At 60.8% G+C, this 19,275-nt stretch carries 19 protein-coding genes and 1 pseudogene; 9 read left to right on the top strand and 11 right to left on the bottom strand.

The features are described 5' to 3' along the window. The first annotated feature begins 52 nt into the window (after positions 1–52). The gene (locus QFI97_RS13240) at positions 53–649 is read left to right on the top strand and encodes a cysteine dioxygenase family protein (protein ID WP_095102123.1); all 597 of its coding nucleotides are present in this window, start codon (positions 53–55) and stop codon (positions 647–649) included. A gap of 1 nt (position 650) precedes the next feature. Continuing rightward, positions 651–2,231: a rhodanese homology domain-containing protein gene (locus QFI97_RS13235; RefSeq protein ID WP_346431337.1), complete on the top strand. Its 1,581-nt coding sequence runs from the start codon at positions 651–653 to the stop codon at positions 2,229–2,231. On the opposite strand, the pseudogene QFI97_RS13230 reads toward QFI97_RS13235, so the two are convergent. Continuing rightward, a pseudogene (locus QFI97_RS13230) lies at positions 2,228–2,978 on the bottom strand (purine nucleoside phosphorylase YfiH/LACC1 family protein). The gene QFI97_RS13235 and the pseudogene QFI97_RS13230 overlap by 4 nt on opposite strands. A 191-nt stretch (positions 2,979–3,169) precedes the next feature. Here QFI97_RS13230 and QFI97_RS13225 point away from each other — a divergent pair. From QFI97_RS13225 to QFI97_RS13215, 3 genes are read left to right on the top strand one after another with little or no spacing between them, the layout of a single operon-like run. Beyond that, the gene (locus tag QFI97_RS13225) at positions 3,170–4,231 is read left to right on the top strand and encodes an ABC transporter substrate-binding protein (RefSeq protein WP_346431336.1); all 1,062 of its coding nucleotides are present in this window, start codon (positions 3,170–3,172) and stop codon (positions 4,229–4,231) included. Continuing rightward, positions 4,221–5,225 carry a FecCD family ABC transporter permease gene (locus QFI97_RS13220; protein WP_346431335.1) on the top strand — a complete coding sequence of 335 codons (1,005 nt, stop codon included), beginning with the start codon at positions 4,221–4,223 and terminating at the stop codon, positions 5,223–5,225. Before QFI97_RS13225 ends, QFI97_RS13220 begins: the two co-directional genes overlap by 11 nt. Then, positions 5,225–5,974, top strand: coding sequence for an ABC transporter ATP-binding protein (locus tag QFI97_RS13215; protein ID WP_346431334.1), 750 nt, complete (start codon positions 5,225–5,227; stop codon positions 5,972–5,974). Before QFI97_RS13220 ends, QFI97_RS13215 begins: the two co-directional genes overlap by 1 nt. On the opposite strand, the gene QFI97_RS13210 is transcribed toward QFI97_RS13215, so the two are convergent. The 4 genes from QFI97_RS13210 to QFI97_RS13195 form a co-directional block, all read right to left on the bottom strand. Further along, on the bottom strand, positions 5,958–6,698 hold the full coding sequence (locus QFI97_RS13210) for a substrate-binding domain-containing protein (protein ID WP_346431333.1): 741 nt from the start codon (positions 6,696–6,698) through the stop codon (positions 5,958–5,960). The genes QFI97_RS13215 and QFI97_RS13210 overlap by 17 nt on opposite strands. Positions 6,699–6,753: 55 nt before the next feature. Continuing rightward, the gene (locus tag QFI97_RS13205; protein WP_346431332.1) at positions 6,754–7,590 is read right to left on the bottom strand and encodes a shikimate dehydrogenase family protein; all 837 of its coding nucleotides are present in this window, start codon (positions 7,588–7,590) and stop codon (positions 6,754–6,756) included. A gap of 15 nt (positions 7,591–7,605) precedes the next feature. Further along, positions 7,606–8,928, bottom strand: coding sequence for an MFS transporter (locus tag QFI97_RS13200; protein ID WP_346431331.1), 1,323 nt, complete (start codon positions 8,926–8,928; stop codon positions 7,606–7,608). A gap of 160 nt (positions 8,929–9,088) precedes the next feature. Then, the gene (locus tag QFI97_RS13195) at positions 9,089–10,942 is read right to left on the bottom strand and encodes a bifunctional sugar phosphate isomerase/epimerase/4-hydroxyphenylpyruvate dioxygenase family protein (protein WP_346431330.1); all 1,854 of its coding nucleotides are present in this window, start codon (positions 10,940–10,942) and stop codon (positions 9,089–9,091) included. A gap of 125 nt (positions 10,943–11,067) precedes the next feature. On the opposite strand from QFI97_RS13195, the gene QFI97_RS13190 reads away from it, so the two are divergent. Then, positions 11,068–11,706, top strand: coding sequence for a TetR/AcrR family transcriptional regulator (locus tag QFI97_RS13190; RefSeq protein WP_095102100.1), 639 nt, complete (start codon positions 11,068–11,070; stop codon positions 11,704–11,706). A 23-nt stretch (positions 11,707–11,729) separates the two neighbouring features. Here the strand turns inward: QFI97_RS13190 and fumD are convergent, their stop codons facing one another. Further along, a complete protein-coding gene (fumD, locus tag QFI97_RS13185; RefSeq protein WP_095102098.1) occupies positions 11,730–11,945 on the bottom strand; it encodes a fumarate hydratase FumD in 216 nt (71 codons plus the stop codon). Between the two features lie 222 nt (positions 11,946–12,167). Between fumD and ynhH the strand changes: the two genes are divergently transcribed. The 3 genes from ynhH to lpp all read left to right on the top strand — a co-directional run bounded on the left by ynhH (position 12,168) and on the right by lpp (position 14,410). Continuing rightward, the gene (ynhH, locus tag QFI97_RS23515; protein ID WP_438943431.1) at positions 12,168–12,443 is read left to right on the top strand and encodes a protein YnhH; all 276 of its coding nucleotides are present in this window, start codon (positions 12,168–12,170) and stop codon (positions 12,441–12,443) included. Positions 12,444–12,450: 7 nt separating this feature from the next. After that, positions 12,451–13,863: a pyruvate kinase PykF gene (gene pykF / locus QFI97_RS13175; protein WP_095102096.1), complete on the top strand. Its 1,413-nt coding sequence runs from the start codon at positions 12,451–12,453 to the stop codon at positions 13,861–13,863. 310 nt (positions 13,864–14,173) lie between these two features. Continuing rightward, positions 14,174–14,410, top strand: coding sequence for a murein lipoprotein Lpp (gene lpp, locus QFI97_RS13170; RefSeq protein WP_010430241.1), 237 nt, complete (start codon positions 14,174–14,176; stop codon positions 14,408–14,410). 64 nt (positions 14,411–14,474) lie between these two features. Here lpp and ldtE read toward each other — a convergent pair whose 3' ends face one another. The 5 genes from ldtE to sufC form a co-directional block, all read right to left on the bottom strand. Then, positions 14,475–15,473: a L,D-transpeptidase LdtE gene (gene ldtE / locus QFI97_RS13165; RefSeq protein ID WP_095102094.1), complete on the bottom strand. Its 999-nt coding sequence runs from the start codon at positions 15,471–15,473 to the stop codon at positions 14,475–14,477. A 99-nt stretch (positions 15,474–15,572) separates the two neighbouring features. Then, a complete protein-coding gene (gene sufE / locus QFI97_RS13160; RefSeq protein ID WP_095102092.1) occupies positions 15,573–15,989 on the bottom strand; it encodes a cysteine desulfuration protein SufE in 417 nt (138 codons plus the stop codon). Between the two features lie 11 nt (positions 15,990–16,000). Next, positions 16,001–17,221: a cysteine desulfurase SufS gene (gene sufS / locus QFI97_RS13155; protein WP_346431329.1), complete on the bottom strand. Its 1,221-nt coding sequence runs from the start codon at positions 17,219–17,221 to the stop codon at positions 16,001–16,003. Further along, positions 17,218–18,492 carry a Fe-S cluster assembly protein SufD gene (gene sufD, locus QFI97_RS13150; protein WP_346431328.1) on the bottom strand — a complete coding sequence of 425 codons (1,275 nt, stop codon included), beginning with the start codon at positions 18,490–18,492 and terminating at the stop codon, positions 17,218–17,220. Before sufD ends, sufS begins: the two co-directional genes overlap by 4 nt. Continuing rightward, complete coding sequence (gene sufC / locus QFI97_RS13145) at positions 18,467–19,213, bottom strand: Fe-S cluster assembly ATPase SufC (RefSeq protein WP_331833861.1); 747 nt, start codon at positions 19,211–19,213, stop codon at positions 18,467–18,469. Before sufC ends, sufD begins: the two co-directional genes overlap by 26 nt. Positions 19,214–19,275: the final 62 nt, after the last annotated feature.

The following is a 19,275-nucleotide window of genomic DNA, read 5'->3' as shown; positions in this document are numbered from 1 at the left end:
ATATTAACGCCTTTGTTAGCGTATTGACCAGCCCCTCTGACAGGAACCGATGATGAGCACTCCACGACTGGAAAAATTACGCCATTTTATTCAAGACGTTGACGTCCTGCATCGCCAGGTCAGCCAGCCGTCGTCGCTGCTGGATGCGGTTGCCCTGCGGCTGGCGGCGCTGGTGAAGCAGGATGACTGGCTGCCGGACGAGTACGCCCTGCCGCATCCCCATCACTATCAGCAGTATCTGCTGCACGCCGACTCCGGGCAGCGTTTTTCGATAGTCAGCTTTGTCTGGGGGCCAGGACAGTCTACGCCGATCCACGACCACCGGGTGTGGGGCGCGATCGGCATGCTGCGCGGGGCGGAAGAGAATCAGCGCTACCGCCTCGACGACGCCGGAACGCCGGTGGCTGACGGTATCGCGCAGCGGCTCTCCCCCGGCGAGGTGGAGAAAGTCTCCGCCCGCGACGGCGATATTCACCGGGTCAGCAACGCGCTGGCGGATCGCGTGTCGATCAGCATCCACATCTACGGCGGCAATATCGGCGCCGTCAAACGTGCCGTGTACACCCCGGAAGGCGTTAGCAAACCGTTTATCTCCGGCTACTCCAACCGCCATTTACCCAATATCTGGGATCTCTCTAAGGATAATTAATATGCCCGTTCACTCCTTACGCCAGGCCGCACAGATCCGCCAGGCGCTGCTCGACGGCGCTGAGCTGGCGCTGATCGACGTACGTGAAGAAGCGCACTTCGCCACCGCGCATCCGCTGTTCGCCGCAAACCTGCCGCTCAGCAAGCTGGAGCTGGAAATAAGCCGCCGGGTGCCGCGCCTGACGACGCCGATAACCGTTTACGATAGCGGTGAAGGCCTTGCAATAGTCGCTCTCGAACGCCTGCGCGGCTGGGGCTACCGCGACGTTGCCCTGCTCGACGGGGGGCTGGCGGGCTGGCAGCGCAGCGGCGGAGAGCTGTTTCAGGACGTCAACTCCCCGAGCAAAGCGTTTGGTGAACTGGTCGAGAGCCAGCGTCATACGCCTTCGCTGAGCGCGCAGGAGGTTCAGGCGCTGATTGACGGCCCGCAGCCGGTGGTGGTGCTGGACGCCCGACGCTTCGATGAGTATCAGACCATGAGTATTCCCGGCAGCATCAGCGTTCCCGGCGGCGAGCTGGCGCTGCGGGTTGACGGCCTCGTGACCTCGGAGCAGACGCCGATCGTGGTTAACTGCGCGGGACGCACCCGCAGCATTATCGGCGCCCAGTCGCTGCTCAACGCTGGAGTGCGTAATCCGGTCTACGCCCTGCGTAACGGAACCATCGGCTGGACGCTGGCCGGATTAGCGCTGGAGCACGGCCAGCAGCGGCGCTATGACCCTGAGCGGCAGGCGTCGACGGCGCGCCTCCAGCAGGTGCGCGCGCTGGCCGAAAGCGCCGGGGTGGCGTTTATTGACGACGCGACTCTGCAGCGCTGGCGGCGCCAGGAGGATCGGACCACCTATCTGTTCGATGTTCGCAGCCCGGAGGAGTATGCCGCCGGCCACCTGCCCGGCAGCCTCAGCGCTCCTGGGGGACAGCTGGTGCAGGAGACGGACCACCATGCCAGCGTGCGCGGGGCGCGGATCGTCGCGCTGGATGATGACGGCGTTCGCGCGGCCATCACCGCCTCCTGGCTGGCGCAGATGGGCTGGGAGGTGGCGGTGCTGCGCGAAGCGAATCCGGCAGGTTTTAGCGAGCGCGGCGTACCGGCAGCCAGCGTACCGCCGGCCCCGGAGGCGGAAGAGATCGCGCCCCGCCAGCTGGCGGAGCTGCTGAATGAACCAGGCACCGCGGTGCTGGATTTCACCACCAGCGCCAACTACGCGGCGCGGCATATTCCCGGCGCCTGGTGGCTGGTGCGCTCCCAGCTCAAGCAGGCGCTGGCGGTTCTCCCGCCCGCCGAGCGCTATGTGCTCACCTGCGGCAGCAGCCTGCTTGCACGTTACGCCGTCACCGAAGTCGCGGCGCTTACCGGTAAGCCGGTGCAGCTGCTGCGCGGCGGCACGCAGGCGTGGATAGCGGCCGATCTGCCGCTGGAGCGGGGCGATACGCACCTGGCGAGCGAACGTAGCGACCGCTATCGTCGCCCGTATGAGGGAACGGATAACTCTCCCCAGGCGATGCAGGCCTATCTTGACTGGGAGTTCGGACTCGTCGAGCAGCTGGCGCGCGACGCCACCCACGGCTTTAGGGTGCGCTAGCCGGCGCCGTCGTTCTCGCGGTCAGGCGCACGCATAATCCACGAGAACTGAAAGGTTTTCGCTGCCGGGAAATGGGTGCGCCGCCGGAACGAGCCCAGCGTCTGCGGCGTGCAGTAGGTGCAGCTTCCCAGCCACTCGACGTTTTCATCCGCCACGCCGGCGCGCTGCAGCAGCAGCCGGGCAAAAGCCCGCAGATCGAACCACAAATTATCCGCCTCCGTCCCCCGGGCCTGCTCCGCTCTGGCAGGCTGCGCGGGGCGCTGATGGAACAGGAGGTCACGATGCCGCCGCGCCAGCTCGCCCGCCGGCATCGTCAGCAGAGAGCGATAAAAGTCGGCGGAGACTTCATAGCAGCAGGCGTGGATATGCGGCCCAATCGCCACTATCACCTCCTCCGGCGCCACCCGATGCTCGCGGAACAGCGCCAGGCTGTTTTCGACGATCCCGCTCGCCGCGCCGCGCCATCCGGCGTGGACGCTGCAGACGTAGCGCCCGTCGCGGGAGGCCATCAGCATCGGCAGGCAGTCCGCAGTCACCACCCCCACCTTTTGCCCGCTTCGGGCGGTGAACACCGCGTCGGCGTGCGGCCGTTCCGCCAAAGGCGGCCTGATAGTGATGGACAACGTTGCCGTGAACCAGCTTAACCGGCGCCATTTCGCCGTAGGGAAAGGCGGCGGTCTCATGCACGTCAAGGAAGGCATGGCGGATGCCGGGAATATCGCTTAATAACCGGGATTGAAAGGACATGATGGCAGCGAAAATAAATTAATGATGATTTACCGTATGCCAAAGTCGGCGGATGCGCAAGGCGGCCGGACGGCAGGCGAAAGAGTGGAATCACCTTGATCTTAAGGGGTATACGCGACGTTTAGCGTTGCTTCCGACAACGCTATATATTTTAATACACAACGATTCTTTCCCATCTAACCGAGCCGCCTATGTCAACACTACCTCGTTTCCTGCTCAGCCTGACGCTGATCGGCAGCACTCTGTTCGCCGGTAACGCCTTTGCCGATCGCACCATCATCGACCAGACGGGGCGCCAGGTCACCCTGCCGGATCGCGTTAACCGCGTCGTCGTGCTTCAGCATCAGACCCTGAACCTGCTGGTGCAGCTTAACGCCGCCGACGACGTTGTCGGCGTCATGAGCAGCTGGAAAAAGCAGCTCGGCCCGGCCTTTGCGCGCTTTATGCCCGCCATCGAAGGGCTGCCAACGCCGGGGGATTTAACCCAGGTCAACATCGAAAGCCTGCTGGCGCTGCATCCGCAGGTGGTGTTCGTCGCCAACTACGCTCCCCAGGCGATGATTCAGCAGATTCAGAATGCCGGAGTCCCGGTCGTCGCCGTGTCACTGCGCCAGGACGCCGAGGGGGAGCAGAACAAAATGAACCCGTCGATGGCCGACGAAGAGCAGGCCTATAACGAAGGGCTGAAACAGGGTATTCGCCTGATTGGCGAGGTGGTCGATCGTAAGGCCCAGGCGGAAGAGCTGATTCGCTACACCTTTAGCGCCCGGGCGCAGGCCAACGCGCCGGTTGCCGACATTCCCGACGGCCGGCGGGTCCGCGTCTATATGGCTAATCCCGATCTTAATACCTACGGCTCCGGGAAGTATACCGGCCTGATGATGAAGCACGCGGGCGCGCTGAACGTGGCGGCCGCCTCGGTGAAGGGCGCGCGTCAGGTCTCGCTGGAGCAGGTGCTGCAGTGGAACCCGGAGGTGATCTTTGTCCAGGACCGCTATCCGGAAGTGGTGAAACAGATTATCGCCGATCCGCAGTGGCAGAGAATCGACGCGGTCAAAAACCATCGCGTCTGGCTGATGCCGGAATACGCCAAAGCCTGGGGCTACCCGATGCCGGAAGCGCTGGCGATCGGCGAACTGTGGATGGCGAAAAAGCTCTATCCGTCCCGCTATAACGCCGTCGACGTCGACGCCAGGGCGGAGGATTATTACCAGCGCTTTTACCGCGTAAAATGGACGCCCGATGCTCAGTAATCGTCACCCGGCCCTGCTGCAGGGAGGCCTGGCGCTGGCAACGCTGATGATCGCCGTGACTTCACTCTGTTTGGGTCAGTATCCGCTGGGCCTCGGCGAGGTCTTTCGCCAGCTTGGCCATCTGTCGCCCGCCGACGGCGTGGCCGGGCAGATCGTCTGGTCGGTGCGTCTGCCGCGGGTGGTGATGGCGCTGCTGGCCGGCGGCGCGCTGGGCCTGTGCGGGGCCACCCTGCAGGGGGTATTTCAAAACCCGCTGGTTGATCCGCATATCATTGGCGTGACCTCCGGCTCCGCTTTCGGCGGGACGCTGGCGATCCTCTTAGGCCTGGACACGCTGCTGATGATGGCCTCAACGTTCGGTTTTGGCCTGCTGGCGCTGATGCTGGTGTACCTGATTGCGGCGCTGCAGGGGCGGGAAAACACCCTCGTGCTGATCCTCTCGGGCATTATCCTCAGCGGCTTTTTCGCCGCGCTGGTCAGCCTGATGCAGTATCTGGCCGATAGCGAAGAGACGCTGCCGAATATCGTCTTCTGGCTGCTGGGCAGCTTCGCCACCGCTAACTGGCATAAGGTGCTGCTGATGGCGCTGCCGGTTATCGCCGCCGCAACCACTCTCTATCGGCTGCGCTGGCGGATTAACCTGCTGGCGCTGGAGGATAAGGACGCCCGCGGGCTGGGGGTATCGGTCACCGCGCTGCGGCGTTGCGTGCTGGTCTGCTGCGCCGTGCTGGTGGCCGCGCAGGTGGCGGTCAGCGGCAGCATCGCCTGGGTCGGTCTGGTTATTCCGCACCTTGCCCGCCTGCTGGTCGGCGCCGACCATCGACGCCTGCTGCCCACCGCCTTCTGGCTCGGCGGCGGCTTTATGGTGGTGGTGGACAGTCTGGCCCGCACCTTAACCCAGGCGGAGATCCCGATTGGGATTATCACCGCCCTGCTCGGCGCGCCGCTGTTTAGCTGGCTGCTTTTCCATTCCCGTCGTCGAGGAACCGTCTGATGGAGGCCTCCCTTAGCCTGACGCAGCTGCTTTATGGCCACCGTCAGCCGCTGTTTGCTCCCCTTAGCCTGCGCTGTCGCGCCGGCGAGATCTGGGCGATCCTGGGCGCTAACGGGCGCGGAAAAAGCACGCTGCTTGATACGCTGACCGGCGTGCTGCCGCCGCTCGGCGGCCGGTTTGAGTCCGTCGACGGCACCGCCATCGTGCCGCAATCTTTTCGCCCGGCATTCAGCTGGCAGGTGCAGGAGGTGGTGCTGATGGGCCGCGCTCGCCATGTCAATCTGTTCGCCCAGCCCGGAGCTGAAGATAGACGGCAGGTTCAGGAGGCGCTGCGCCAGCTGGGGATTGCGCATCTGGCCGCCGCATCCTTTCGCGCGCTCTCCGGCGGCCAGCAGCAGCTGGTCCTGATTGCCCGCGCGCTGGTGGGCGCCAGCCAGAATATCCTGCTCGACGAGCCCTGCTCGGCGCTGGATCTCGCTAATCAGCAGGTGGTGCTGCAGCTGATTAGCGATCTGGCGCATCGCCAGACGCGCACGGTGCTGTTCACCACCCACGATCCTACCCACGCCCTGCAGATAGCCAGCCATACTTTACTCCTGCTGCCTGACGGCGAGTGGCTGGCGGGACGCTCCGCCGAGGTGCTGAGCGAAGCCAATCTGCAGCGGGCCTACGGTTTGCCGGTCCACAAAATCGATCACCCCGGCTCGGCCGTACCGCTGCTGGCGCCGCAGTTTACGATCCGCCGCTGACCGGCAAAAAGCCCGCCGCGCGCAGGTAGCCCTGCCCCTCGTCGCCAAGAATAAAGCGGCTGAGCCGCTGCGCCCCGGCGCTCTCTTCGGTTTGTGTCAGGTAGTAGTCGGCGCGAACGTTCCACGGCGGCGGAATGGCGACGGTACGCAGCGCGTCGCCGGCCGCCATTTGGCCGGCGTAGTGGGCGTAGCCGATAAACAGATCGGCTAACCCTTCGCCAATCAGCCAGGCCCCTGCCGTGCTGCCCGGCGGGACCTGTAGCGAGCCCCTTCCCCCCACCAGCTGCCGCGCGCGGGCCATCATCCGCCGCCCGGCCCCCGGATAGCCGGCTTCAATCCGTTCGAATAGTTGCCAGGTATAGTCGCCGGAAGGATCGCAGCCCGGCGTTGAGGTCGCCAGGCGTAGCTGCGGGTCGCAGAGCAGCGTCAGCCAGTCGGCCTCATCGCTAGCGGCCGTTCGTCGCACGGTGAGCATCAGCTGGTTAGCGGCAAACGGCCAGCACTCGCCCGCCAGCCCCGCCTGCTGCAGCGCCTGCGGATGCTGGCTATTGGCGGAGGCGAAAACCGAGCAGCGCTCCCCGGCCTCAATCCGCTCGCGCAGCAGGCCCGCGGGAGCAAAATGCGCCTCGACCGCAATGCCGGTAAGCTGATGAAAACGCGCCAGCAGCGGGACAAAGGCGCCCTTCAGGCTCCCCGCCGCCAGCAGAACGATGCAAGGTGTCATAGATCTCTCGCTGAAGCCCGGAAATGCTGGCTATGGTAACCGGACTGAGCGCGTTTCAGTAGCGAATTTCCGCCAGCTCCCGCAGCCGTTCCGGGGTCGCCACCGGCAAATTGAAAAAGCGCAGGTAGGCGGGGATCATTTCAAACAGCATGTCGGTGCCGCGCTGGATCGCGCAGCCCCGCTCCTGCGCCGCCCGCAGCAGCGGCGTCATTTCGTGGGTCATCACCACTTCGCCCACCCAGCAGGCGGGCGACAGCCGCTGCGGGTCCAGCGGCAGCGGGTCGTCGGCCTTCATGCCCAGCGGCGTAGCGTTGACCACCAGGTCATGCCCCTGCGGATCGCGCTGCATCAGGCTGAGATCCAGCACCGGATAGTGCCGCAGCAGACGCCCGGCCAGCGCCTGCACCGCCTGCGGACGGCTATCGTAGAGCGTCAGGGCGCGGACCCCCGCCGCCGCCAGCGAAGCGGCGATCGCCGAGCCAACGCCGCCGCAGCCGATGACCAGCGCCCGCGCGCCCTGGGGCTGAAAACCCTTGCGACGGATGCCAAGGACGAAGCCTTCGCCATCAAACATATCCCCGCTCAGGCTGCCGTCGGCCTCGCGGCGAATGGCGTTACACGCGCCGGCAATTGCCGCCGTGGGGCTGAGATGCTGCACCAGGCCGCAGGTGGCAATCTTGTGCGGCATGGTAACCAGCGCGCCGACGATATTGGTCATCGAGAACAGCGGCGCGATAAAGGCGGCATAGTCCTCAGGTCTGACCCCCATCGGCACCACTTTGACATCCACCTGCTGGTTTACAAACCACGGGTTATAAATCATCGGCGCCTTAAAACTGACGGTAGGATAGCCAAGGTGCGCTATCAGCCGCGTGTTGCCACTAATCACCATCTCCTGCCCCTCTCTCTATTTCGCCAGCTCGATGCGCTTGACGTCGCCAAGAATAAACAGATATGCCACCACGCCGAGCAGCGCCGCGCCGCCGATATAGATCAGCGCATAGAAGAAGCTGCCGAAGGCCGCGACGATAAAGCCGACGATCAGCGGCGTGAGGATCCCGGCAAGGTTGGCGCAGAAGTTGAACAAACCGCCGGTCAGCCCGCCCAGCCCCCGTGGAGCGATATCGGAAATCAGCGTCCAGCCGAGGCCGACCATGCCCTGACCAAAGAAGGCGAACGACATCACGAGGATCACCGCCAGATCGCTGGTCAGCCAGTTGGCGGAGATAATGGTGCTGGCCATCAGCAGGCCGGCAACGATAGGCAGCTTGCGCCCAAGGTTCGCCGAGCCGGTGGCCTTCAGCAGCCTGTCGGATACCCAGCCGCCGAACATCACCCCGCCGGCGGCGGCGAGGAACGGCAGAATGGCGAAGAAGCCCACTTTTAGCCACGGCATGTGGCGCTCGGTCGCCAGGTAGGTCGGAAACCAGGTCAGGAAGAAGACCAGTACCGTATTGCCGGCAAACTGGCCGATGCTGGCGCCGAGGATCTGCCGCTTGCCGAGCAGCTGGCGGACCAGCGGCCAGCTGAAGAGCGTCCGCTGCTGCATCGCGGTAGTCATGCCGCCGCCGCTGGCGATATGGTCACGCTCCTGCGGGCTAAGCTGCTTATCCTCGTGCGGCTCGCGGTAGCAGCGCCACCACACCAGCGCGAACAGCACGCCGACCGCGCCGACGCTGATAAACAGCGTCCGCCAGCCAAAGCTGCCCATGATCCAGAACAGCAGCGGAGAGAAGCAGGCCAGCCCAAGATATTCGCCCACCGTATATACCGCAGTGGCTTTGGCCCGCTCCTGCTGGGGGAACCAGGCGCTGACGACCCGGCTGTTGACCGGAAAGCACGGCGCTTCGCTGACCCCGAGGCCAAATCGGCAAAGCAGCAGCGTTTTGAGGCCAAGCGCCATGCCGTGAAACAGGGTAAACAGCGACCACAGGGTCAACGACAGGAAATAGGTCACCTTGTTGCCGAAACGGTCGAGGAACAGGCCGCCGGGGATCTGCGCCAGCGCGTAGGTCCACGCGAAGGCGGAAAACACGATCCCCATCACCGCGGCATCGATGCCGAGCTCGGAGGTTAAGCTGGGGGCCGCAATGCCTAATACCGTTCGGTCAAGGTAGTTAATCATCGTACCGACGGCCAGCAGCGAAAGGATCCCGATACGCCGCCGGGAGCGGCGCGCGGTGGTCACGGTCGCCGCCGTCGCCGCGTGGTTATGGCTATAAGAACTCATAGTCGTTTCCTGTCATAGACACGTTATCACCCGGGCCGCTGTTGTACGGGCGGCAGGAACGTTGCCGCCTTAACGCAGCGCGAGTGATGTGGTGCGTTGGGTGCAGATGAATGTTGTTATTGTATGGGCGACACGTATCAGATGAACCATTTGATACAAATTAGCCGTACTGCATCGCCGAAAGACGCACCGCCGCGTTCGCCGCGCCGTAGAGCGCGTAGCCGTCACGTCTTTCGGTCAACTCAAAGAAAAAGCGCCCTGCGGAAAAGGGTCGGGTGTAGAGATGCAGGAATTCACCGCCCTGGCCATCGCGGTCGTAGAGGAGCTGCAGACGTTTGAACAGCGCCACGCTCTCACCTGCGCCAAAGCGCGCCGCTAAATCCTCATAGTAGTTTGCCGGGATCGGCAGCGCGTTAAGGGAGACCTCAGGCAGGCAATCGAGGGTGGCCGGCAGATCCCGGCAGGCGAAGGCCGCATGCTGCAGGCCTGCGCCCTGATAGCAGGCAACGGAGCGGGCAATCTGCGTCGCGCGGCTTTGAGAAATATTCAGCGCCAGGCGGATGTTGCCCTGCGGGCTATGTACCGCAAGGCTTCGCACCAGACCGTACGGGTCCGGCAGCGTCTGTTCATGTTCGAGCGTAAAGCCGAACACCGTGCGGAAGAACATAATCCAGTTGTCGCGGCTGTCCGCCTCCATCCCGAGCGCCAGGTGATCGATGCCGCTGTAATCATCGCGCACAGCCGCAGGCGGCTGCAGGTGGAAATCGCGGGCATAGATATCGTCCCCGCGCTCAATCAAATAAATCAGGCTGCCATCCGGGGCGCAAACCGCCGGAATCGGGCTTTCATTCGGCCCGGCGTCGCCCTGCCAGGTGGCGTAACCGTAGGCGCGAGCGCGCGCAATAATCGGCGCGCTGCGGCTGACGCCAAGGGCCATCGCGCACAGCGAGATCCCGTGGCGCTGGTAGAAATGGTCGGCCCAGCTGTGCGGCTGAAAGTTGACGACGGCTCTTGCCGCCCCGTTACGCCACAGCGCCACCTGTTTCGAACGATGCTGGCCCTCCTGCTGAAAACCCAGCTGCGCCAGGCGCTGGCCGAGGGTTTTGGCCTCGGAGGGGCTGGCGGCAAACTCAATAAACTCCAGCCCCGTGTAGGGGGCTAACTCCGGCGCGTCAAACAGCGCCGCATCGCTGCTCGCCAGCTGGCGCCGGGTCTGCTCTTCCAGCCACAGCAGCGAACGGTAGCCGTCTTTCGCCGTCGCGCCGTTCGGCGAGGCGCGAAAACCATCATTAAAGATCTCCAGCGACCACGGGCCGCGATAGCCGCAGCGGGTCAGCTCGCAGGCAAAATCCACCAGCGGCAGCTGCCCCTGGCCGGGGAAGCAGCGGAAATGGCGGCTCCATTCGAGGACATCCATCTTCATCAGCGGCGCGTCGGCAAGCTGCAGGAAGGTGACTTTATCCACCGGCACCTCGTGGAGGCGCGCCAGATCGTCGCCGCGCGCCAGGATATGGAAGCTGTCGAGTACGATGCCCATTGCCGGGCTGTTCACCGCTTTTACCCGCTCCCAGGCCTGATGCCAGAGGTTAACGTGAGTCCCCCAGGCCAGCGCCTCATAGCCCACGATAATGCCCTCCTGCTCCGCCAGATCCGCCAGGGCGCGTAAATCCGCCACCTGCAGGGAGATATCGGCGGAGCAGTCCGGCTGCACGTTGCTGCAAAGCAGCATGGTGTCGCAGCCAAGCTCATGCATCAGCGCGAATTTGCGCCTCGCCCGCGCCAGATTGGCCGCAAACTGCGCGCGGCTGGCGCCTTCAAAATCGCGAAAGGGTTGAAAAAGCGTGATTTTTAGCCCTAAATCAGCCGCCAGATTACGAATATCCGCCGGCGTGCCCGTATAATAGAGCAGATCGTTTTCGAAGATTTCGACGCCCTGATAACCCGCAGCGGCAATGGCGTGAAGCTTTTCAGATAAGGTACCGGAAATCGAGACGGTGGCGATTGAGCGCAGCATAGATCCTCGTGTCATCAGCGGACGTGAGCCCTGAATATGTATCATTTGGTTCATTCGCGCCACACAAGGTTGCTAAATTGTGATCGTTATGTGTATTTTTTGTCTCTCAGAAAAAAGGAGTGGTTATGTCCGTGGTTGCTCATGATGAAGCGCAATCCCTGAAAGAGCGGATCTTCACCGCCGCGATTGCCGTATTTGCCGAACACGGGCTTTCGGGGGCGCGGATGGAACAGATCGCCGTCGAAGCGCAGACGACCAAGCGGATGGTGGTCTACTACTTCAAAAGCAAAGAGCTGCTGTATCAGGCCGTGCTGCAGCACGTCTACGCCCGTATTCGCGAAACGGAACAGCAGCTCGGGCTGGAGCAGCTTCCTCCGGTGGAGGCGTTGGTTCAACTGGTGAGGTGGAGCGTGCGCTATCACGCGACCCACGCGGACTTTATGCGCGTGATCTGTATGGAGAATATGCAGCGCGGGAAGTGGCTGCAGTCATCCGGGCAGCTGAAACCGCTGAACCGAACCGCCCTTTCCATCCTCGAGGATATTCTCCAGCGCGGGCAGCAGCAGGGGATTTTTCAGGCCGGGATTGAGCCGCGGGACGTCCACCGGCTGATCAGCAGCTTCAGCTTTTATCAGGTCTCGAATTTTTACACCTTCAACAGCCTCTATCTCGACGATCCGCTGCCGGAAATCGACGATGAGGCGATGGTCGCCCACCACTGCGATATCGCGGTAAAGGCGGTGGTTCGCTTCGTTATATCCTGAAGCCTGAGGCGCTGCCGTCGGCGTTATTCATGTCCTGATAAGGCGTGAATAACCCGGGTCATCGCTTCATGAGTGAGCTCCGAACGGGCGATTTTGGGATTCGCCAGCGCGGTGCGAACGACGCCGGCAATCACGATATGTTTCGGTTCCTGACCAAGATCGCGCATTTCGAGCACGACTTTCCCCACCACGCGGCACATTTCCTGGTACAACTCATCGTCTTTTGCTCGGTTTCCCATCAAATCACGCTCGCAAATTATCATTATCAATCAATTCATTATTGATATCTTTTCCGCATAAATCAAACCAGCGCACCGTTTCTTCGCTAATGGCGAATTTCCATGACCAAACCGCGGCTAAAACGGCACGCAGCGGCCAGTTTATCTTAGCGACTGGCGAAAATTTGTGTTGCAGATAAGATTGTTATTGGTGTGAGTTTTGTTGCGTTTGTATAACGGAAAATGAAACGTTGTTTTCATTTTCCTTTTTTGTTTCATCGTCGTATAATGCACACCGATTCTTTCTTGAATGGTTTCAGCACATTGGACTGCATGATTAAAAGCATAAAAAATTGCCTCTTTTCATGGGCTGAACCGCCAGCACACATTCTTCTGCACGCTCTATTGTTGTCACCTATCCTTAGAGCGTGGCATAGCAGCTTTCGCAATACAGGTTTGCCTCCACGGCAGTGCGCCCACGGAGCGAGATTCCCCTATCCTTCACAACTTAAAGACTAATACCTTCATGAAAAAGACCAAAATTGTTTGCACCATCGGTCCGAAAACCGAATCCGAAGAGATGTTAACCAAGATGCTGGACGCGGGCATGAACGTCATGCGTCTGAACTTCTCTCACGGCGACTATGCTGAACACGGTCAGCGCATCCAGAACCTGCGCAATGTGGTGAGCAAAACCGGTAAAACCGCCGCTATCCTGCTGGATACCAAAGGTCCGGAAATTCGCACCATCAAACTGGAAGGCGGCAACGACGTCTCCCTGAAAGCGGGTCAGACCTTCACCTTCACAACCGACAAATCCGTAGTCGGCAACAACGAAATCGTAGCCGTCACCTATGAAGGTTTTACCTCTGACCTCTCCGTTGGCAACACCGTACTGGTTGACGATGGTCTGATCGGTATGGAAGTTACCGCCATCGAAGGTAAAAACGTTATCTGTAAAGTGCTGAATAACGGCGACCTCGGCGAGAACAAAGGCGTTAACCTGCCGGGCGTATCTATCGCTCTGCCGGCGCTGGCTGAGAAAGACAAACAGGACCTGATCTTCGGCTGCGAACAGGGCGTTGACTTTGTTGCCGCATCCTTTATCCGTAAGCGTTCTGACGTAGTAGAAATTCGCGAACACCTGAAGGCTAACGGTGGCGACAACATTCAGATCATCTCCAAGATCGAAAACCAGGAAGGCCTGAACAACTTCGACGAAATCCTTGAAGCCTCCGACGGCATCATGGTTGCTCGTGGCGACATGGGCGTTGAAATCCCGGTTGAAGAAGTTATCTTCGCCCAGAAAATGATCATCGAAAAATGTATCCGCGCGCGTAAAGTGGTTATCACCGCTACCCAGATGCTGGACTCAATGATCAAGAACCCGCGTCCGACCCGCGCGGAAGCCGGCGACGTCGCTAACGCCATCCTCGACGGCACCGATGCCGTGATGCTGTCCGGCGAATCGGCAAAAGGTAAATACCCGCTGGAAGCGGTTACCATCATGGCGACCATCTGCGAACGTACCGACCGCGTCATGACCAGCCGTCTGGAGTTCAACAACGACAACCGCAAGCTGCGCATCACCGAAGCCGTTTGCCGTGGTGCTGTAGAAACCGCTGAAAAACTGGAAGCGCCGCTGATCGTCGTCGCCACCCAGGGCGGTAAATCCGCTCGCGCAGTGCGTAAATACTTCCCGGATGCCACTATCCTGGCGCTGACCACCAACGAAACCACCGCCCGCCAGCTGGTGCTGACCAAAGGCGTTGTACCGCAGTTGGTTGAGCAGCTGGCCTCTACCGACGACTTCTACATGCTGGGCAAAGAGCTGGCTCTGCAGAGCGGTCTGGCGCGTAAAGGCGACGTCGTCGTGATGGTGTCCGGAGCGCTGGTTCCAAGCGGAACAACCAATACCGCATCCGTGCACGTGCTGTAATAATTTACAGGCTAATTCGTTTTTTTAAAGGCGCCTCCGTGAGGCGCTTTTTTTTTATTCAATCACTAGCTACTCTTAATAAAAATGCAAATCGGAATTTACTATTTAATAAGAGATTATCTAAGATGAATCCGATGGAAGCGTGCTGTTTTCACACAGCTTTTTAAACTAATCCTCCAAATTCGTTGGTTCTTTGAGCGAACGATCAAAAATAAGCGTATTACCGTAAAAAAATATTCTCATCCCAAAAAAGTTTGTGTAATACTTGTAACGCTACATGGAGATTAACTCAATCTAGAGGGTATTAATAATGAATCGTACTAAACTGGTACTGGGCGCGGTAATCCTGGGTTCTACTCTGCTGGCTGGTTGCTCCAGCAATGCTAAAATCGATCAGCTGTCTTCTGACGTTCAGACTCTGAACGCTAAAGTTGACCAGCTGAGCAACGACGTGAACGCAATCCGTTCCGACGTTCAGGCTGCTAAAGATGACGCAGCACGCGCTAACCAGCGTCTGGACAACCAGGCTACTAAATACCGTAAGTAATAGTGCCTGTGTAATAGAAATGGCGCACATTGTGCGCCATTTTTTTTGTCCTGCTCTCCCCGATTTACTGCACTCTTGTACTCTCATCCACCGGCGCATTCTGCACCGACAAATTCGATACCGCCCCTCCGGCACTGCTCTGCTCACCGCCAGAAACCACCACCGGGTAGCCCGCTCTTCTCGACAGCGCGCGCTTCAGCAGCGCCTCGTCGACGGACTTATCGCCGGAAAACTGATGGAATTCCGCCGGGAGCGTATAGGCAATGGTTCGGGTATCGCCGCTTTCATCCTGCGACAGCGGCCGGTGTACCTCAACGTAGCGCCTGCCGTCGGGCTCAACCGCAAACTTCACCGGCTGATTGATGATGCGCACCGGCGTTCCGGTCTTCACCTGGCTAAAGAGTGCCTGAATGTCGGCGGCGTTCATGCGCATACAGCCGGAGCTGACCCGCAGCCCCACGCTATCCGGCGCGTTGGTGCCATGAATGAGGTATTCGCCGTTACCGTACGCCAGGCGCAGCGCATAGCGTCCCAGAGGGTTGTTCGGCCCCGCCGGAATAACGGGCGGCAGCTTAATCCCTTTCTCCAGCGAGCGGGCGCGGATGCCCGCCGTCGGGGTCCAGGTCGGATTGGGGATCTTCTGCCCGACGCGGGTGGTCATCTCCGGCGTTTCCAGCCCAAGCTGGCCAATGCCGAGAGGATAGACCTGCACCTGATTTTGCCCCGGCGGGAAGTAGTAGAGCCGCAGCTCCGCCAGGTTCACGACAATTCCCTCGCGAGGCGTGTCGGGCAGCAGCATCTGCGAAGGGATCAGCACCTGGGTGCCCGGTTCAGGCTCTACCGGCGCCAGCGTATCGTTAGCTTCGAGGATCAGCATTGCCGCGGTATCAAAATGACGAGCAATCGCCTGCAGGTTGCGATCCCCCTCCTGCACCGTCCAGAATTGATTTTGACCAATGATCCTGCTGTTAGCAGGAGGAAGTGGGTAATCTACCGCCCAGGCGCCATGCTGCACGCTGAGGGCCGCCAGAAGGGATAAAGTGAGGAGAGACGCGCGTTTCATACTGAGATTCCTTCTTTCGCTAATAAAACGCCAGGATCTGTACATCGGCGGGAAACGCGTTCCCACCGAACGTAACAGAATGAAATCTACCTGTTTATTCTAGCTAAGATTTGCGGCTTTCGCGCGAATTGCGCGAATCATGGCTTCCAGCCCCTGCGACCGCGATGGCGTAAGATGCTGAGTCAGCGCCATCTTTTCAAACCACGGGCGAACGTCAAAAGCGGTGATATCCTTGGCCGTCATCTGGTCATAGAGAATAAACACCACGGCGATGAGCCCTTTGACGATAGCCGCGTCGCTATCGCCGCGCAGCACGAGCGCGCCCGTCTCGTTCTGCTCCACGACAATCCATACCTGGCTCTGGCAGCCCTGGATAATGTTTTGCGCCGTATGCTCCTCGGCGCTCAGCGGCGCCAGCCGCTGGCCAAGCTCAATAATATAGAGGTACTTCTCTTCCCAGTTTGCGCAACGGCTGAAGTTGCGCAGCAGTTTATCTTTATCCGGTAACGCCGCCATGATTGCTTCCTTTAGCCTAATAGCTTGTGAATGCGCTGTAGTCCTGCGACCAGCCGATCCACATCTTCCGTGGTATTGTATATCGCCAGCGATGCCCGACACATCGCCGGAACGCTAAAGAAGTCCATCAGCGGCATCGCGCAGTGATGGCCGGTTCGAATCGCGATGCCATAGTTATCGAGGAAGCTGCCGACGTCGTAGGCGTGGTGCGCGCCGAGATTAAAGGCAATCACCCCGAGCCGCTGCGGCGGGCCGTAGATGATCAGGTCCGGCACTTTTGTCAGCTCCTGCAGCGCGTAGCGCATCAGCGTCTGTTCATATTCGCCGATATGCGCCAGCCCCAGCGCGCTGACGTACTCCAGCGCCGCGCCAAGCCCGATAATTCCGCCGGTGTTCGGCGTCCCCGCCTCAAAGCGCCACGGCGCTTTTGCCCAGGTGGTCCCCTGGGTCAGGCTGACGGTGGCGATCATCGATCCGCCCCCTTCCCACGGCGGCATCTCGTCCAGCAGAGCCGCTTTACCATAGAGGATGCCGATCCCGGTCGGGCCATACAGCTTGTGTCCGGAGAAGACGTAGAAGTCGCAGTCCAGCGCCTGGACGTCCACGGCGTGATGCATCACCGCCTGAGCGCCGTCCACCAGCACCCTGGCGCCGTGCTGATGCGCCAGCGCAATCAGCGCCGCTACCGGATTTTCAATGCCCAGCACGTTGGAGACCTGGGTGATGGCCAGCAGGCGGGTGCGCGCGTCGAACAGGCCCGCTATCGCCTCCAGCTGCAGGGTTCCGTCCGGATTGAGCGGGATCACCCGCAGCTCGGCGCCCACCCGGGCGCAGAGCAGCTGCCACGGAACGATATTGGCGTGGTGCTCCATCGCGCTGACGATGATGTTATCCCCGGCCCCCACGTTGGCGTTGCCCCAGCTATTCGCCACCAGGTTAATCCCTTCGGTGGTCCCGCGGACAAACACCAGCTCTTCCGCAGAGCGCGCGTTGAGGAAGGTTGCCGCCCGCTGGCGAACCTGCTCCATTCGCGTCGTCGCTTCCGCGCTCAGGGTGTGAATGCCGCGATGCACGGCGGCATAGCCGTGCCGGTAAAACTCCGCCTCGGCGTGAATGACCGCCTCCGGCTTTTGCGCGCTGGCGGCGCTGTCCAGATAGACCAGCGGCTGGCCGTTGACCTCCCGGCCGAGCAGCGGAAAATCTGCGCGGACTCGTTCAACAGAAAATGTCATGCTGCCTCTCCCGGTAGACGCTGGCCGATGCGCGCGAGGATTTGCTGCCTCAGCGCCACATCGCCGATGGCTTCCGTCAGCTCCGCGGCGAAAGCGTACAGAATCATGTGCTGCGCCGCCTGCTGGGTGATGCCGCGCGAGCGCAGGTAAAACAGCTGTTCATCGTCGATACGCCCGATGGTGGCGCCGTGGCTACATTTGACGTCATCGGCGTAAATCTCCAGCTGCGGTTTGGTATCCACCTCCGACAGCCGGCCTAACAGCAGATTATTATTGGTCATCTGGCCGTCGGTTTTAATCGCGTTCGGCGCAACGTTGATCAGGCCGTTAAATACCGCCCGACCTTTGTCGCTGACGATGGTCTTATGCAGCTGGCGGCTGTTGCAGTAGCCGACGTCATGGTTCAGCCAGGTGCGGCTGTCGCAGACCTCATTTTTTACCGGCATCGCCAGAGAGTTGATCCGCAGGTTGCTGTTCTCACCCCGCAGCCGCACGCTGGTATGCTGGCGCAGCACCACGCCGCCGAGCAGGAAGCTGCTGCTAAAGGCCGATGCATCGCGCCCCAGAGAGAGGTCGTTGTGGGCAAAGTGGAAGCTCTGCGCGTTTTCAAACGCCAGCTTGATATGCTGCAGATGCGCGTTGTCCGCCACCGCGGCGGTCAGCCGTCCGCCGGTAAAATGACGCTGCTCATTAAGGCTGACATAGTGCTCAAGGATCGTCGCCTCCGCGCCGCTCTCCAGCTCCAGATGATGCCGGTAGTGCGCGGTATTCATCTCTTCCCCCTCCAGCCCGCGCGTCACGTGCATAATCAGTAACGGCCTCGCGGGGCGCTGGTTGCGCTTCACGCGAATGCGCGTCACCGTCGGCGCAAGGCTTTCGGTCAGGTGCAGAAACAGCTCCGGCTGCAGCGCGTCGGGCAGCGTCTGCCGCTGGTTATCGATGCTGACTTCGTAGCCGCTGTCGGCCAGCGCATCGCTCAACGCTTCGCTGTAGCGGCCATCGATGAACACCAGCCGCCAGGCATCGACGGAGAGCGCCAGCGCGTCCCGCTGCGCCGTGGTTAACGCCTCGGGCTGCGGTGCGACGAAGGTGCCGCTGAGCAGCGCATCCAGCGGCGTATATTTCCAGTGCTCATGCTTACGCGTCGGCAGCCCCAGGCGCAGCGCCTGCTGCAGGTGCTGGTGCGCTTCTGGGGTTCTCTGCTCCGCCTGCGCTTCAAACAGGTGGTGCCACTGCTGCAGCGCGTTACTGCTGTTCGGTAAGCCAGCCATAGCCCTGCTCCTCCAGTTGTTTGACCAGGGTGAAGTCGCCGGATTTGACGATCCGCCCCTGATACAGCACGTGGACGTAATCAGGCTTGATATAGTCGAGAATACGCTGGTAGTGGGTGACAATAATAAACGCGCGCTTGCCGTCGCGCAGCGCGTTGACGCCGTCAGAAACGATCTTCAGGGCGTCGATATCCAGCCCCGAGTCAGACTCATCGAGAATGCACAGCTCCGGCTCCAGCACCGCCATCTGCAGGATGTCGTTGCGCTTTTTCTCGCCACCGGAGAAGCCGACGTTGACCGAGCGGGTCAGCAGGTCTTCCGGCATCTTCAGCAGCTTAATTTTTTCTTCCATCAGATCCTGAAAATCAAAGCGATCTAACTGCTCCTGCCCGCGATAGCGACGTACCGCATTCAGCGCCGTTTGCAGGAAAAACTGATTGCTGACGCCCGGAATTTCAACCGGATACTGGAAGGCCATAAAGATCCCCTCGCCCGCGCGATCCTCCGGCGCAAGCTCAAGCAGATCCTTGCCCTTAAACTCAACGCTGCCGCCGGTCACTTCATAATCTTCCCGCCCGGCGAGCGTTGCGGAGAGCGTACTTTTCCCGGAGCCGTTGGGCCCCATAATGGCGTGAACTTCGCCAGGTCGGATATCCAGGTTCAATCCGCGCAGGATCTCTTTCTCGTCAACGGAAACCTGCAAATCTTTAATACTTAACATGTATATTCCTTAATTCGGCAGTCTGATTCAGGCGGCGTCAGCGCGCAGCCGGTGTGGGTCAG

This window comes from Klebsiella scottii (assembly GCF_036561945.1).
GTDB lineage: Bacteria > Pseudomonadota > Gammaproteobacteria > Enterobacterales > Enterobacteriaceae > Klebsiella > Klebsiella scottii.
Note: the sequence above shows the minus strand (reverse complement) of the source record. Positions and strands in the feature narration are given on the sequence as shown.

Coding starts and splice junctions, on each gene's coding strand:
- QFI97_RS13240 (WP_095102123.1), top strand. CDS start 53: ATGAGCACTCCACGACTGGAAAAATTACGCCATTTTATTCAAGACGTT.
- QFI97_RS13235 (WP_346431337.1), top strand. CDS start 651: ATGCCCGTTCACTCCTTACGCCAGGCCGCACAGATCCGCCAGGCGCTG.
- QFI97_RS13225 (WP_346431336.1), top strand. CDS start 3,170: ATGTCAACACTACCTCGTTTCCTGCTCAGCCTGACGCTGATCGGCAGC.
- QFI97_RS13220 (WP_346431335.1), top strand. CDS start 4,221: ATGCTCAGTAATCGTCACCCGGCCCTGCTGCAGGGAGGCCTGGCGCTG.
- QFI97_RS13215 (WP_346431334.1), top strand. CDS start 5,225: ATGGAGGCCTCCCTTAGCCTGACGCAGCTGCTTTATGGCCACCGTCAG.
- QFI97_RS13210 (WP_346431333.1), bottom strand. CDS start 6,698: ATGACACCTTGCATCGTTCTGCTGGCGGCGGGGAGCCTGAAGGGCGCC.
- QFI97_RS13205 (WP_346431332.1), bottom strand. CDS start 7,590: ATGGTGATTAGTGGCAACACGCGGCTGATAGCGCACCTTGGCTATCCT.
- QFI97_RS13200 (WP_346431331.1), bottom strand. CDS start 8,928: ATGAGTTCTTATAGCCATAACCACGCGGCGACGGCGGCGACCGTGACC.
- QFI97_RS13195 (WP_346431330.1), bottom strand. CDS start 10,942: ATGCTGCGCTCAATCGCCACCGTCTCGATTTCCGGTACCTTATCTGAA.
- QFI97_RS13190 (WP_095102100.1), top strand. CDS start 11,068: ATGTCCGTGGTTGCTCATGATGAAGCGCAATCCCTGAAAGAGCGGATC.
- fumD (WP_095102098.1), bottom strand. CDS start 11,945: ATGGGAAACCGAGCAAAAGACGATGAGTTGTACCAGGAAATGTGCCGC.
- ynhH (WP_438943431.1), top strand. CDS start 12,168: ATGAAACGTTGTTTTCATTTTCCTTTTTTGTTTCATCGTCGTATAATG.
- pykF (WP_095102096.1), top strand. CDS start 12,451: ATGAAAAAGACCAAAATTGTTTGCACCATCGGTCCGAAAACCGAATCC.
- lpp (WP_010430241.1), top strand. CDS start 14,174: ATGAATCGTACTAAACTGGTACTGGGCGCGGTAATCCTGGGTTCTACT.
- ldtE (WP_095102094.1), bottom strand. CDS start 15,473: ATGAAACGCGCGTCTCTCCTCACTTTATCCCTTCTGGCGGCCCTCAGC.
- sufE (WP_095102092.1), bottom strand. CDS start 15,989: ATGGCGGCGTTACCGGATAAAGATAAACTGCTGCGCAACTTCAGCCGT.
- sufS (WP_346431329.1), bottom strand. CDS start 17,221: ATGACATTTTCTGTTGAACGAGTCCGCGCAGATTTTCCGCTGCTCGGC.
- sufD (WP_346431328.1), bottom strand. CDS start 18,492: ATGGCTGGCTTACCGAACAGCAGTAACGCGCTGCAGCAGTGGCACCAC.
- sufC (WP_331833861.1), bottom strand. CDS start 19,213: ATGTTAAGTATTAAAGATTTGCAGGTTTCCGTTGACGAGAAAGAGATC.